The sequence below is a fragment of the Ruegeria sp. HKCCD7303 genome (assembly GCF_013111185.1).
Classification (GTDB): domain Bacteria; phylum Pseudomonadota; class Alphaproteobacteria; order Rhodobacterales; family Rhodobacteraceae; genus Ruegeria.
This window is the reverse complement of sequence record NZ_WVRE01000007.1, coordinates 134,223-148,296: the sequence shown is the minus strand read 5'-3', so window position 1 is coordinate 148,296 and position 14,074 is coordinate 134,223. Positions and strand designations below refer to the sequence as shown.

12 protein-coding genes are annotated in these 14,074 nt (G+C 55.2%); 10 read left to right on the top strand and 2 right to left on the bottom strand.

What is annotated here, in order from left to right:
- Positions 1 to 12: 12 nt before the first annotated feature.
- On the bottom strand, positions 13 to 666 hold the full coding sequence (locus GS630_RS17500; protein WP_245223309.1) for a HupE/UreJ family protein: 654 nt from the start codon (positions 664 to 666) through the stop codon (positions 13 to 15).
- Positions 667 to 1,624: 958 nt separating this feature from the next.
- Entirely contained in the window at positions 1,625 to 2,869 is a 1,245-nt protein-coding gene (locus tag GS630_RS17495) for an adenylate cyclase (RefSeq protein ID WP_171619877.1), read from the bottom strand.
- 235 nt (positions 2,870 to 3,104) lie between these two features.
- Here GS630_RS17495 and GS630_RS17490 point away from each other — a divergent pair, with 235 nt between their 5' ends.
- The 10 genes from GS630_RS17490 (at position 3,105) to GS630_RS17445 (ending at position 13,716) form a co-directional block, all read left to right on the top strand.
- Positions 3,105 to 3,347, top strand: coding sequence for a hypothetical protein (locus GS630_RS17490; RefSeq protein WP_171181722.1), 243 nt, complete (start codon positions 3,105 to 3,107; stop codon positions 3,345 to 3,347).
- Positions 3,348 to 3,383: 36 nt separating this feature from the next.
- Positions 3,384 to 5,012 carry a sulfatase-like hydrolase/transferase gene (locus GS630_RS17485; RefSeq protein ID WP_253285875.1) on the top strand — a complete coding sequence of 543 codons (1,629 nt, stop codon included), beginning with the start codon at positions 3,384 to 3,386 and terminating at the stop codon, positions 5,010 to 5,012.
- 66 nt (positions 5,013 to 5,078) lie between these two features.
- Positions 5,079 to 5,825: a hypothetical protein gene (locus GS630_RS17480; RefSeq protein ID WP_171235947.1), complete on the top strand. Its 747-nt coding sequence runs from the start codon at positions 5,079 to 5,081 to the stop codon at positions 5,823 to 5,825.
- A 349-nt stretch (positions 5,826 to 6,174) separates the two neighbouring features.
- Positions 6,175 to 7,200: a LacI family DNA-binding transcriptional regulator gene (locus tag GS630_RS17475; protein ID WP_171181728.1), complete on the top strand. Its 1,026-nt coding sequence runs from the start codon at positions 6,175 to 6,177 to the stop codon at positions 7,198 to 7,200.
- Between the two features lie 94 nt (positions 7,201 to 7,294).
- On the top strand, positions 7,295 to 8,599 hold the full coding sequence (locus GS630_RS17470; RefSeq protein ID WP_171181730.1) for a sugar ABC transporter substrate-binding protein: 1,305 nt from the start codon (positions 7,295 to 7,297) through the stop codon (positions 8,597 to 8,599).
- A gap of 112 nt (positions 8,600 to 8,711) precedes the next feature.
- Positions 8,712 to 9,578, top strand: coding sequence for a carbohydrate ABC transporter permease (locus GS630_RS17465; protein ID WP_171181732.1), 867 nt, complete (start codon positions 8,712 to 8,714; stop codon positions 9,576 to 9,578).
- A 12-nt stretch (positions 9,579 to 9,590) separates the two neighbouring features.
- Positions 9,591 to 10,421: a carbohydrate ABC transporter permease gene (locus tag GS630_RS17460; protein ID WP_170614620.1), complete on the top strand. Its 831-nt coding sequence runs from the start codon at positions 9,591 to 9,593 to the stop codon at positions 10,419 to 10,421.
- A gap of 12 nt (positions 10,422 to 10,433) precedes the next feature.
- Positions 10,434 to 11,438, top strand: a complete 1,005-nt coding sequence (locus GS630_RS17455) for an ABC transporter ATP-binding protein (RefSeq protein WP_171619879.1) — start codon at positions 10,434 to 10,436, stop codon at positions 11,436 to 11,438.
- Positions 11,435 to 12,208, top strand: a complete 774-nt coding sequence (locus GS630_RS17450; RefSeq protein ID WP_171619881.1) for an L-iditol 2-dehydrogenase — start codon at positions 11,435 to 11,437, stop codon at positions 12,206 to 12,208. The genes GS630_RS17455 and GS630_RS17450 overlap by 4 nt, the downstream gene beginning before the upstream one ends.
- Entirely contained in the window at positions 12,208 to 13,716 is a 1,509-nt protein-coding gene (locus GS630_RS17445) for a mannitol dehydrogenase family protein (protein WP_171619884.1), read from the top strand. Before GS630_RS17450 ends, GS630_RS17445 begins: the two co-directional genes overlap by 1 nt.
- The last annotated feature ends 358 nt before the right edge of the window (positions 13,717 to 14,074 follow it).

Sequence of the window (14,074 nt, the reverse complement as noted above, 5' to 3'; positions counted from 1 at the left end):
TTGTGGGGTTCCTTATGCGGCCACAAAATAGCCGGTGAGTTGGTATCCCATCAGCACAAAGCCGATGGTCATCATGACGACATTGACGGTGTAGGCTTGTTCGAAAAACTTGGCGCTCTTTCGCCAGTACCCCATGACGATGAGGATGGCAGCCAATGCCAGAAGTTGCCCGATCTCGACGCCAACGTTGAACGCCAGGAGGTTGGGCAGAAGCCCGTCGGGTGCGATCTGGTAGTCGAGTATCTTCGTGGCCAAGCCGGTGCCGTGAAACAGGCCGAAGATGAAAGTCGCCGCCTTGGTGTTGGGCTGAAAGCCGAACCAACGTTGATAGGCCCCTAGGTTGTCGAGTGCCTTGTAGACAACGGACAACCCAATGATGGCATCCACAATGTATGAACTGATGCCCCAGCCAAACCAGACGCCTGCAAGCATCGTGATGGAATGCCCCACTGCAAAGAGGCTCACGTAGACTGCAACGTCTTTCGACCGATAGAGGAAGAAGACGACGCCAAGGAGGAACAGGATATGGTCGTAGCCCGTCACCATATGTTTGGCGCCGAGGTACATGAAGGGGATGATGTGCACGCCCCAGATTTCTTGGATGTAGCCAGCATCGCCGGGCGTAACATCATGCGCCAAAGCTGCGCTGGTCGATAGCAGCAACATGGATAGGACGAAGAACGCGAGACGCTTAGAATTGCGTCTGACGCCTTCAATGAAGGTTCTCATGGAGTAACTCCGCTTAGTATTTAGATTGATCGGTGATGCGCATGAACTGCGCAGTGCCGATCAAGCGCGCGGAGGTCGGTCTATTCTGAACTTACGGGTGGGGCCGTTGGCCGAAGCTAGCCGCCGCCACGCCTCGCCTATGTGCAATTCAGGAGCAGTGCTGGGACCACTGGAGAGAAACGCCTGGTTGTGGTCATGATCGGCCACATCGTGGCTATGACCGTGCATCGCCCAAAAGAGGTCTTCTTCAAACCCATGTGAGTGGCCATGATCCTCGACCATTTCCAGATGATCTTGGATTGTCTCAAAAATCGCCGGTGCGTGCGAGAATGATGGCGTTACGGACCAAACGACCAACGCGAGACAGAGGACAGCTAGGCCAGCCCTCAAAAAGTGTTGGTATGCCCGTTTCATTGCATGTGCCCGCCTGTCAGTCGCGACTTTCTCGCCGCCGTCGAAGTTATGTTTTGTCTACAATAGTGCTCGCCTCATGGTCAATTGCGTCTAACTACCCTGCGCAATGTGCAGCAGGGGTAACTGCGATACTGCGCGACTATAGTTTCGATAGCATCAACTTCTCCGCGATAAACAGAACACAATAAATCACTGTTGGAAGAAATAAACGACCACATGGTGCATACTACTGTGGAAGGGAACAGGGTGTTGACCAACTGATAGAGCAAACAAAAAACCAGACCCATAGATGCACTGACAAACAAACATTTGTACACACTTCGGTGTGACACACTGCAAACCAACACACTACAATAGTGTTTACTATCAGCGCATTAGGCGTTCGGCGACATTTCCCCTAGGCTCCATCAAGACTTTCACGTGACCACACACCCCACGCCGAGGCCATCAGGTTTCATTGCCACTGCTGAAGTGCGCAACTTTAGCGCGAGTGGCTTGGTCGCCAATTGGCCTGCCTCATAGCGTCACCAAGGTCTTTCCCATATTTTGGGTCCGCGAACAGCTTTTGAAACAGCGCGTCCACGCGACTGTCGGGCCACTCACGTGACAGTTTTTCTGACAGGGCCTGCGCTTTGCTTTCGTTGCCTAACATCTGATAAGACGCCATCAGGTAAGCAACAGACACAGGTCCGACAGGGCCGCCATTTTCGGTTGCTTGTTCAAAGGCTGATACAGCGCCTTCGTAGTCCTTCAAATGAAACTTGGCCGACCCCATTGCGTTTTGAAACACATATCCACGCTCGAGGTCGAATTTCGACCGCGCGTCCTCACTGATCACAATGACTTCTTCAAACGAACCCGAGTACAGCATTATCAGTGACACAAACTCCAATACATGAACGTCATTGGGCGCCAAACGCTGTGCTCTTTGGGCAGCCTCCATGGCCTCTGGCCAGTTATTTTTGGCGAATTCGACCCAAGCTTTTGCGGATTGGCTCCAACCCGTTTCCGGGGCCAACTCGACGGCCCTATTGGCTCGCGTGTCTGCGTAGCTCAACATGCTACTGGCCAGATCGGGATCCGGTGTCAGCACAGCAATCGTCGCCGCAACCTGCGCGGCGCCCGCAAGGCCGCCAAAATAGCTTTCGTCGTTCTCGATCGCCCCTTTGAATATGGTCAAGGCCGCGTCAAGTCGCGCGGGTTCCAGGGCCGGAAAGATCAGGTCCCGACCAGTATTGGCCAGATTTACAGCCTGAAGGCGCATTGGAGAGGCATCAAAAATGGCGCTGCGCTCATCTCGGCTCAGGCCGTCGACTGGCAAATCGGTTGCGCTGTCCTGCCATGTCGAAGCCAACCAAAAAGCAATCACACAACAGCCCAGTAAGAAAACCCCAGCGATCCCTGCACCTGGCTTTACCCATGCAGTCGCCTTGGTTTCGAACTTTGGGGTCTCAGGCAGGGCCGCCTCACCCAACCTTTTCGAGATCAGCGGGGCGTATCCGCCTTTTGGCAGGTCGAACACCGTTTTCTCGTCGCGCCCATCTGTGGCGTAGTATTCGGCAAGCTTGCGGCGCAAGCGACCAGCATCCACCCGCACCACGTTTTCGCGGCGCGGCATCTCGGACATTGATCCGCCATAGACATCCATCGCAATCGTTTTGGCCCGAATGTCGTCGGCCCGACCGCTCAGAGATTCCTCGACCACATACACAAGAAAGTCCTGCAATCTCTGTGATCCCTCGAAGGTCGAAGACCTCACAAGCCGCTGAAGCGCGGCCTGAACATCCTCGGCACTAGGGTTTATTCCCTCATTCACCACTGCTGATGATCCTCGGATAACACAATTTTTTCAAAAAGTTACACCTTTCGTTATACCGTATTATGCCCCGATAAACCTATTAAAAGAAGTGAATTTGTTGTTCGATCGAGAAAACGTCTTACCCATCAAACGTGCCGCCCAAATGAAAAGCAACGCCATTGAGACATTGTTTCCCAAGAACAAGGCCGCAATCGCGGACTTACGCCGTAGGGATCCTGTATTCGACGAGATTTGCAGGGACTACCAGCTTCTGAGTGAAGAATACCTCTCGATAAACGCTGAGCCGGGAAGTGAATCCGACCGGTTCGCCTGCGATATCCGTGAAACCCTGAATGGGCTTCGAGATGAAATTGCCCAATCGCTGCGGCGCGCGGGGAAGATGTAATTCAAACACGGGGAAGGGATACCAATGAGGTCAGTATTGATACACACCGCGGCCATGGTGCTGACGGCAGGCACGAGCTTTGCTCAGGATGCGCCTATCATTCGTGACGGAGAATTTGAATATCTTCGCGCACAGTTTGGAGAGCAATGGGATGCTCAGGATACAGAAATTGAAGCAAAGCTTGCCGAGATCCGAGACGCCAATGGCGGCAAGCCACCCAATATCCTCTACATTCTGATAGACGATGTCAGCTTTGGTCAGATGGGCAACCGGACGATGAACTACGTCACCGGCTTCGACACGCCCAACATCAACGACTTTGCCACGCAAGGCATGTCTTTGATGAGAATGTATACCGAGCCCTCCTGCACACCGACACGAACGGCCATGCTGACCGGTCGCCATCCGGTACGTGCCGGCGTGGAGGAGGTCAAAGTAGCGTTGGTTGGCGAAGGTCTTTCAGCCGAGGAGGTCACGATTGCCGAAATCCTGAAGGAAGAAGGCTATAACACAGCGCATGTCGGGAAGTGGCATCAGGGCGATATAGAACAGGCCTACCCGCACAATCAGGGTTTTGATTGGGCGGCCTTCCCCTTGCATCAACAGGTTCAGCTCAGCCTGATGACACGGGACGCCATGGTTGCTAACAACATGCTTGGCTTCCATCCGTCGGGTCAGTCGAACCAATTCCAGCTGGACGAGCGGTTCAAACCCTACGGCCTAGTAACCGGCGTTGAAGCGGAAGCTGGCGGTCTGGCGCGCGAAGTCGACATGGCGCCGGGCGAAGAGTGGACTCAGGCTAAATACGAGGAAATGAACCTGCGCTATCAGCGGCAAGCACTGGAGCAGCTTGAGCGGCTCGCAGCACAGGACAACCCGTTTTTCATGCAGTATTGGCCGCTCTATCCACTGAACTTTGCCTATCCCGATCAAGCCGTATCCCGCAATGGAGGCTTCCATGCCGACAAGTTGCAAGTTCTGGACGGCTGGATCGGGGATGTGCTGACCAAACTTGATGAAACCGGCAAAGCAGACAACACCATTGTCGTGATCATGGCTGACAATGGCTTGATGTATCACTACGAAGGAGCGTCCGGCCTGAACCAACTGATTTATCGCGGCGGCAAGACACAGCATCTTGAAGGCGGCGTGCGCACAGATACGTTCATCCGGTGGCCCGCCGCGATTGAGCCGGGCAGCGCAGCAGGTGACATCGTGCATGTCTCGGATCTGTTTACAACCTTTGCCCGTATCGCAGGCGCAACGGACCACATTCCGCGCGACCGCGTGATTGACGGTATTGACCAGACGGCGCTGTTGCTTGAGGGCGAAGGCAATTCGCGCCGCGACTTTGTTTATGTTTACGAAGGGCCCGTCTTACGCTCGGTGGTCAAGCAAGAGTTCAAGATGCATCTTCCAGCCCCTGGACAGCCCGGCGCTGCGGCACCCGTTTTCAATGTCTATCGCGACCCACGTGAAGAACATCCGCTTGTCGGGTACTCGCTTTGGTCCGGGGCGTCCTTCCAGGACATGGTCAAGCGCCACCAGAAAACCATCGCAAAGCACCCCCATCTGCCACTCGGAAAAGGTGTGCCTTATGAAGGCATAGAAAACCTTCGCCCTGAAAGCGAACTGACCCGAGACGTTTTCTCTAGCTGGCAATGACGAATTCAGACGGCGGTACCAAACCGCCGCCGTCTAATTACCCGCACCCATTCCGTCAGGTGAACTATGTCACGAATTTCCCTTTGCTCTGCTTTCCTGACCTCAGCGCAGCTTATGGTGGGTGCTGCCGCCGAAGCCGAAGAAAATGCTTCAAATCCACTGGCTGCAGTGAACAACACCGACATTCGCTATCAGTATTTCGATCTCGAAGGGGATGTCGACCGTCAGGATGCTTTCATCGACGGTGCATACATGTTGCGCCCCAATCTGAAACTGAAATATGAGCTTCACTACAACTCGACGAACGCGACCGGCACGCGGTTCAGTGGATTTGAAAAGACCAATTTCAAGCTGATCTATTTCCCCTCACAGCAGCCCCTGAATGACACCTGGAGCGTCAAATCCGCGCTTGGTTTGGAGTGGATACTTGATTTTGGCGAGCCGAACGAAGGCATCGGAACCGGATCGGATCAGATTGCACCATTTGGCGGGTTCGCCTTCGCAAATGCGAACACCGGATTGACTTTGATCCCTTTGGTCCAACACTTCGCTTCCTATAACGGTCCGACCGATATCAGCCAAACAGCGATGCGCCTGATTGCGCTTCAGCCGTTTGGTGATGGGTATTGGATCAAAGCGGATATCAAAGCGCCATACGATTGGGAGAATGACGCCTGGCCCGCCACTGCAGAATTCCAGATCGGTAAGAACTTCAGCCCCAGAGTTGCTCTCTATGCTGATATTCTGATCGGCATCGGTGCAGACCGCCCCTATGACCAAGGTGCCGGAATTGGGCTGAGATTCAACTACTAGCCTTCGCGACTGAAATGGGTCGCCCCAATACTCCATTCCCGGTCAACTTTCGCCGTAGGAATTGCCACGGTTTTGTAACGCCTGCGGAGTCTTACCTGCGCTCACATTCAAATATTGTTACTTTAGCGTCGACCATGACTATACCCAGAGCGCCGGAGCATTTGCCCGTGACCTAGCCCATCGTGGCCCTGTTTTAGCATCAAGAGTTTTCTAAAGTGAGTTTGTGAAGCCCGCGCCCCGCCCAAACAAAGATGTGGAAATTGTCTGGCTATTGATTTTCTTGGCGCGCGCAAAGAATATGTAAAAACATGATAAGATTAAGGCGGCTGAGTTCCGCAGGCAGACTGGCATGACCAAAATTAAGAACATGGAAGAATTCGCGGCCCTAAGCGGGATATCGCGGCCTACAGTTTCAAAGTATTTCCATGATCCCGATAGCGTTCGCCCAACAACACGGGCGCGCATAGAGGAGGCGCTGGAACGGTTTGACTACCGCCCGAACATCTATGCAGTGAACCAAAACCGGAAGCTTACAAAGAATATTGGCATCGTCGTGCCCTATCTGGCCGATCCGTTCTTTGCCGAAATCGCGCGCTATCTGGAACAATCCTGCATTGCAGCCGGCTATCGCCCATCCCTGTTCAGCTCACATGGCGAACAAAAGCTCGAGAACGAGATCCTGGATGGGCTGCAATCCTTGAAACCCGCAGGAGTGCTTTTGGCACCTTTGGGGCGTACCTCGGACAGATCTACTATCGAAAAGTTCTGTGCCAATGTGCCGACAATCCTGTTCGACAGTAACCTTGATGGCCTGGGGGCAGCCTTTGTCGGTTCGGATAACTTTAGCTTTGTGTCGCAGACCGTGGAGTACATGACAAGGACAGGTGAGCCACCTTCCTTTTTTGAAATGCGCACGCCCGCAAACCCAAACGCGAATAAACGACGTAAGGCCTATGTCGACGTGATGGAGCGGTTGGGCTTCGAGCCACATATCATTAAAGTCGATGGCACAGGCTGGGCCTTTGAAGAGATCGGCCACCGAGGCGCATTGAAAGTCCTGCAAGAGCGCGGGCTGAAGACAGATTCTGTTTTGTGCAGCAACGACCGGTTGGCCATCGGCTTTCTGGCAGCCTGTTTCGAACAAGGGATTCGGGTTGGTCGGAAAGAAGATTGTTCGCTTCGTGTCGCCTCAAACGATGACCACCCATTCGCAAAGTTTACCTGTCCCTCTTTGACGACAGCTGCGCATGACTACGATAATGTAGCCGGCCGAAGCGTCGAAACTTTGTTCGAACTCATTGAAAGTGGTGGGAAATTCTCAACGCGCACTGAAACCTTGTTCCCCGCGCGACTTGTCTTGAGGGATTCTGCATAATTTAACTTTTTAACGCGCGTAAAGTTTTTATTGACGGCGCGACAACTTACACTCTAGGCTCTCTGTACGACATCCAAGCTCAGGGAGGACAGGGATGTATCTGAAGAACGCACTTCGTGCGGCGACTGCACTGACTTTCGTCGCAACGGCAGCGGCTCATGCACAATCCATCACGATCGCCACTGTGAACAACGGCGACATGATCCGGATGCAGGGCTATACCGACAAATTCACCGAAGCGACCGGCATTGATGTGGAATGGGTGACGCTGGAAGAAAACGTACTGCGCCAGCGCGTGACCACCGACATCACCACCAAAGGCGGTCAGTTCGATATCATGACCATCGGCATGTATGAGACGCCGATCTGGGGCGCAAATGGCTGGCTGGTGCCGCTGGACGGCATGTCAGACGAGTATGACGTTGACGACATCCTGCCTGCTATGGCTGGCGGTCTGAGCCACGATGGAACGCTTTACGCGGCACCTTTCTACGGCGAAAGTTCGATGATCATGTACCGAACCGATCTGATGGAGAAGGCCGGCATGGAAATGCCCGAGGCACCGACCTGGCAGTTTATCCGGGAAGCCGCGGCTGCGATGACGGACCGCGACAACGACATCAACGGCATTTGCCTGCGCGGCAAGGCCGGATGGGGTGAAGGTGGTGCCTTCATTACCGTCACCGGAAACTCATTTGGTGCGCGTTGGTTCGACGAGGACTGGAAACCCCAGTTCGATCAACCCGAATGGAAAGAAGCGCTTACATTCTTTGTCGATATGATGAGTGAATCGGGTCCGGCAGGCTATGCCACCAACGGGTTCAATGAAAACTTGTCCCTGTTCCAGCAAGGCAAGTGCGGGATGTGGATTGATGCCACTGTTGCGGCGTCTTTTGTGACCAACCCGGATGACTCGACCGTTGCAGACAAGGTCGGCTTCGCTCTGGCTCCTAACTCGGAAGGCGTAGACAAGCGCGCCAATTGGCTCTGGGCCTGGGCGTTGGCAATTCCGGCCGGCACACAGCAAGAGGATGCGGCGAAACAGTTCATCGAATGGGCAACTTCGAAAGACTACATCGAATTGGTGGCCGAAAACGAAGGCTGGGCCAATGTACCACCCGGTGCGCGGACCTCGCTCTATGAGAACCCGAACTACAAGGAAGTTCCCTTTGCGAACATGACCTTGGAGTCGATCCTGATGGCCGACCCGCAAAACTGCTGCGCACAACCAACGCCTTACACAGGCATTCAGTTCGTCGCGATCCCAGAATTTGCAGGCATCGCCACGCAGGTGAGCCAGGAGTTCTCGGCGGTCTATGCCGGACAGCAAACGGTGGAAGAAGCGCTTGAAAAAGCTCAGGCCTTTACTGCCGAAGAAATGGAAGCCGCAGGCTACTGAGGCCCCAGCTGAAGCGGGCGGGCAGCCCCCTGCCCCCCGCCACACCAGACCCTTCCCTAACCCGCGTTTATCTCGCAGGCTAAGCTACGCCTGAACAGAGAGGTCTTGCGTCATGGCTACCGAACATTCCCGATCCGTTGCTCGCCTTATGATGGCACCCGCAGTGGTCCTGCTGCTTGGCTGGATGCTCGTGCCGCTGACGATGACGCTGTACTTTTCTTTTAAAAAATACCTGCCCCTGCGTGGTGGTGACTTGGGCTGGGTTGGCTTCGACAACTATGTCCGATTTGTCTCCTCAAGCTCTTTCTGGCCAGCGGTGCAGGCGACATTGATGATCGTTGGCGGCGTTCTAGTCATAACGGTCGTGCTGGGTATCCTTCTGGCGATGCTCCTGGACCAGCCGATGTGGGGTCAGGGCGTTGTCCGCATCCTCGTGATCGCGCCCTTCTTCGTAATGCCGACCGTATCCGCGCTGGTCTGGAAGAACATGTTCATGGACCCGGTCAACGGCCTGCTGGCGCATCTGTGGCGTTTTTTCGGGGCCGAGCCGATCTCGTGGCTGTCCGAGGCGTCGATGACCTCGATCATCATGATCGTTTCGTGGCAATGGCTGCCTTTTGCAACGCTCATCCTGCTGACAGCGATCCAGTCGCTGGACAGTGAGCAGCTTGAAGCAGCGGAAATGGACGGCGCGCCGGTGCTGAAGCGCTTCTACCACATCATCCTGCCGCATCTGAGCCGCGCGATAACGATCGTGATCCTGATCCAGACTATCTTTCTTCTGTCAATCTTCGCCGAGATCTTCGTGACCACCGGCGGCGCATTCGGCACCCGTACACTCACCTACCTGATCTTCCAGCGCGTGCTGGAAAGCCAAAATGTCGGCCTTGGATCAGCCGGAGGTGTCTATGCCATCATCCTTGCCAATATCGTTGCGATCTTCCTGATGCGCATCGTCGGCAAGAACCTGGACGCGTGAGGAGGTAAGACCATGGCCCGCGCCGTCACAACCCGCCGCAAATCGCTGAACACTGCCCTTGCCTGGGCCGTCGGACTGCTGATCTTCTTCCCGATCCTCTGGACCATCCTGACCAGCTTCAAGACCGAGGCGCAGGCCATTGCCAGCCCACCGCTGTTTTTGAACTTCGACTGGACACTTGAGAACTATGCCATCGTGCAAGAACGATCGGACTATATGCGGTTCCTTTGGAATTCGGTCATCATTGCTGGTGGCTCGACCATTCTGGGTGTGATCATTGCCGTCCCCGCTGCATGGGCAATGGCCTTTGTGCCTTCAAAGCGTACCAAGGACATCCTGCTTTGGATGCTGTCCACCAAGATGCTGCCTGCGGTTGGGGTACTCTATCCCATCTACCTACTGTTCATCAGACTTGGCTTGCTGGACACGCGTGGAGGGTTGGTCGTGGTCCTGATGCTGATCAACCTGCCGATCATCGTCTGGATGCTGTATACCTATTTCCGCGAAATTCCCGGTGAGATTCTGGAAGCCGCACGGATGGACGGGGCGACGCTGAAAGAGGAAATCCTCTACGTCCTCACCCCAATGGCCATTCCCGGCATCGCCTCGACCGTGTTGTTGAACTTCATCCTGGCTTGGAACGAAGCGTTCTGGACGCTCAACCTGACGGCCGTCGACGCCGCCCCCCTGACCGCCTTCATCGCCAGTTATTCCAGCCCCGAGGGCTTGTTCTTTGCCAAGCTCAGCGCGGCCTCGACCATGGCGATTGCACCAATCCTGATCCTTGGCTGGTTCAGCCAGAAACAACTTGTACGCGGCCTGACCTTCGGCGCTGTGAAATAAGGAACACGACACATGGGACGTATTCAACTCAAGTCCGTGACCAAAAGCTTCGGCGACGTGCAGGTCATTCCACCGCTTGACCTGACCATTGAGGATGGTGAGTTCACCGTTTTCGTCGGCCCCTCGGGTTGCGGTAAGTCCACGCTATTGCGTCTGATCGCAGGGCTGGAGGATATCACCTCGGGCTCCATCGACATCGACGGCGCGGACGCCACTGATGTCCCACCCGCAAAACGAGGGTTGGCAATGGTGTTCCAGTCCTACGCTTTGTACCCACACATGACGGTGCGCAAGAACATCGCCTTTCCTCTGCGTATGGCGAAACTGGATCAAGCCGAGATCGACAAGCGTGTCGAAGGCGCAGCCAGCGTCTTGAACCTGACCGACTACTTGGATCGACGCCCCGGGCAATTGTCCGGCGGTCAGCGGCAGCGTGTCGCCATCGGGCGTGCGATTGTCCGCGAGCCGGCCGCGTTTCTGTTCGATGAACCGCTTTCAAACCTCGACGCCGCGCTACGGGTTGGCATGCGGTTGGAGATCAGCGAGCTGCACGAGCGACTTGCGACCACCATGATCTACGTGACCCACGACCAAGTCGAGGCGATGACAATGGCCGACAAGATCGTCGTTCTACAAGCAGGTGTCATCGAGCAAGTTGGAAGCCCGCTAGAGCTGTACCGATCGCCCCGCAACCTGTTCGTGGCAGGTTTCATTGGCTCACCGAAGATGAACTTCATTGAAGGGCCCGAGGCCGCAAAACACGGCGCTCAAACCATCGGGATCAGACCAGAACATATTGGGGTTTCTGAAACCGAAGGGGACTGGTCCGGCGTTGTGAGCGTCTCGGAGCATCTCGGATCGGATACCTTTTTCCACGTGCACGAAACCGGTCTGGCAGAAACAATCACCGTCCGTGCAGATGGCGAGGTTGGATTTCGTCACGGAGATCGCATTCACCTGACCCCACGGACGGATGTAATCCACCGGTTTGACGCGCAAGGTCTGCGTATCGAATGACACGTCTGGCAGGCAAAACCGCCCTGATCACCGGGGCCGCAAGGGGCATCGGGCTGGCCTTTGCCAAGGCCTATGTGGCCGAGGGCGCACGTGTTGCCATCGCTGACATCGATTTTCAACGCGCGCAGGTCGCAGCCGCCGAATTTGGCGAGGATGCAATTGCAATCGAGATGGACGTGACCAAACAGCAGAGCATAGACGCGGCCGTCGCCAAAACAGCCTCCTGCCTTGGCCCCATCGACATCCTCATCAACAACGCGGCCATCTTCACGGCCGCACCAATCGTTGAGATCGAGCGCGCCGACTACACCCGTGTTTTCGACATCAACGTCGCTGGTGCATTGTTCACAATGCAATCGGTCGCGCGCCATATGATCGAACACGGCACCAAGGGCCGGATCATCAACATGGCGTCGCAGGCCGGGCGCAGAGGCGAGCCCTTGGTCGCGGTATACTGCGCCAGCAAAGCCGCAATCATATCTCTGACCCAATCTGCGGGGCTGAACCTGATCACTCATGGGATCAATGTGAACGCAATAGCTCCAGGCGTGGTTGACGGCGAGCACTGGGACGGAGTGGATGCTTTCTTTGCGAAATACGAAGGCAAAGCCCCCGGTCAAAAGAAACGCGAAGTGGCAGCATCTGTGCCGTATGGCCGAATGGGTTGCGCCGAAGACCTGACCGGCATGGCGGTGTTTTTGGCGTCGGACGATGCGAAATACATTGTCGCCCAAACCTACAACGTCGATGGTGGGAACTGGATGAGCTGATGGACCCCGTGGCGAACGCAAAAACTCCGGTACGGTTGCGGCGTGACAGGCTTGAAGACCTGCCCGTAACTGTCAGGACACCTGCATATGCTCCCTCGGATCTGACGCCGGGCATAGTGCATATCGGGTTGGGAAATTTTCACCGCGCGCATCAGGCCTGGTACATTCACCAGCTTATGCAGCAAGGTCAGGCCCGCGATTGGGCGATCATCGGCGCAGGTGTTCGAAGCTACGACGCCGAAATGCGAAGTAAGCTGCTGGAGCAGGATTGCCTGACAACGCTGATCGAGCTGAATCCGAACGGCGTATCAGCCGAGGTGATTGGTCCGATGATCGACTACCTGCCGATTGAGACGGGCAACACAGCGCTGACCGTCAAGATGGCAGACCCTTCCATCCGTATTGTGTCCTTAACCGTTACCGAAGGCGGGTACTATCTGGACGCCAATACCGGCGCTTTCGATACACATCACGAAGACATTCGTCATGACGCGGCCAACCCAAACCAACCACGCACAGTTTTCGGAGCCATGGTTGCAGCCCTCAGACAACGACGAGTGAAAGGCATCACCCCCTTCACGGCGCTGAGCTGCGATAACCTTCAGGGCAACGGGACAATCCTGCGAAACTGCGTTGTAGGTTTGGCGCGGATGTCCGATCCTGATCTGGCCGACTGGATCGACCAAAACGGCGCGTTCCCAAACTCGATGGTCGACAGCATCGTGCCGGCGACGACGGAACAAGTAGTATCTCAATGCAGGGCACTTGGCATCGATGACCGCGCTCCGGTCTCGCACGAAAACTTTCGCCAATGGGTGATCGAGGATGACTTTTGCGCAGGTCGGCCGCCATTGGAACAGGTCGGGGTGACGCTGACTCACAATGTTCACAGCTATGAGACGATGAAGCTGCGGATTTTGAACGGAGGACACCAACTGCTTGCAAATGTCGGGGAAATCTTGAACGTCCCGACGATTTCCGACTGTATGCAGGATTCGGACATCCTGGCTTTTTTCGGAAAGGTTCAATCCGAAGAAATTCTTCCTCATGTCGACGCCGTTCCCGGAACCACCGCGAAAGAGTATCTTGAGCTGGTCGAGACGCGATTTGCGAACACCGCGATTCACGATACGACGCGCAGGGTTGCGTTTGACGGATCGGCACGACACCCAGGGTTCCTGCTGCCATCGCTGCGCGACGCATTGGCGTCTGGATCTTCTGTGAACGGGCTGGCGCTGGCCGAAGCGTTTTGGTGCCGAATGTGTGCCGGTGTTCGGGAAGACGGCTCTGAAATCGTGCCCAATGACCCGCAATGGCAGAACTTGCAAAAAACCGCATTAGCGTCCCGATCTGACCCAGAGTGTTGGCTGCAACAAGCCCAGTACTATGGTGAGATTGGGCGCAATACACGTTTTGCCGATGCCTTTACGTCCACGGTGTCTGAGATATGGCAAAACGGTAGCCGAGCAGTCCTATCAGAATACGTCGCTGAAACCTCAATACCGTGAGGATCGCAAATTGAAAAAACGGTCAGCTCTGTAGGCAACTTGCTGCTTTTACAGCAGGAACCGAGGCATTGGTTCAGGTTTGGGTATCTTCCCAGGCAAATACTGTCGCAAGTATTTCTTTCATCATACTGCGGCCAAAGCGAAGCAGCCATCAATCCTCCGCGCAAATGAGGCCTAGTGAAAGCCCACCAAGTACTTTGGGACTTGTTTCCGCGTGCATTCGCGTCAGTAGTTCTGAGCGTCGGCATGACACTGAACGCAGCAGTGCGACCGCTCACCTAGCCACTGGTGATTCACGCAAAACTCGCGACCACGCTCTGGCAACCTAATTGTTGTCAGTCGGTCAGAACTCTCATCG

What these genes read in the sequence shown, in the direction of transcription:
- GS630_RS17500 (WP_245223309.1), bottom strand. Translation starts at nt 666, where the DNA reads ATGTTGCTGCTATCGACCAGCGCAGCTTTGGCGCATGATGTTACGCCC.
- GS630_RS17490 (WP_171181722.1), top strand. Translation starts at nt 3,105, where the DNA reads ATGAAAAGCAACGCCATTGAGACATTGTTTCCCAAGAACAAGGCCGCA.
- GS630_RS17480 (WP_171235947.1), top strand. Translation starts at nt 5,079, where the DNA reads ATGTCACGAATTTCCCTTTGCTCTGCTTTCCTGACCTCAGCGCAGCTT.
- GS630_RS17475 (WP_171181728.1), top strand. Translation starts at nt 6,175, where the DNA reads ATGACCAAAATTAAGAACATGGAAGAATTCGCGGCCCTAAGCGGGATA.
- GS630_RS17470 (WP_171181730.1), top strand. Translation starts at nt 7,295, where the DNA reads ATGTATCTGAAGAACGCACTTCGTGCGGCGACTGCACTGACTTTCGTC.
- GS630_RS17465 (WP_171181732.1), top strand. Translation starts at nt 8,712, where the DNA reads ATGGCTACCGAACATTCCCGATCCGTTGCTCGCCTTATGATGGCACCC.
- GS630_RS17460 (WP_170614620.1), top strand. Translation starts at nt 9,591, where the DNA reads ATGGCCCGCGCCGTCACAACCCGCCGCAAATCGCTGAACACTGCCCTT.
- GS630_RS17455 (WP_171619879.1), top strand. Translation starts at nt 10,434, where the DNA reads ATGGGACGTATTCAACTCAAGTCCGTGACCAAAAGCTTCGGCGACGTG.
- GS630_RS17450 (WP_171619881.1), top strand. Translation starts at nt 11,435, where the DNA reads ATGACACGTCTGGCAGGCAAAACCGCCCTGATCACCGGGGCCGCAAGG.
- GS630_RS17445 (WP_171619884.1), top strand. Translation starts at nt 12,208, where the DNA reads ATGGACCCCGTGGCGAACGCAAAAACTCCGGTACGGTTGCGGCGTGAC.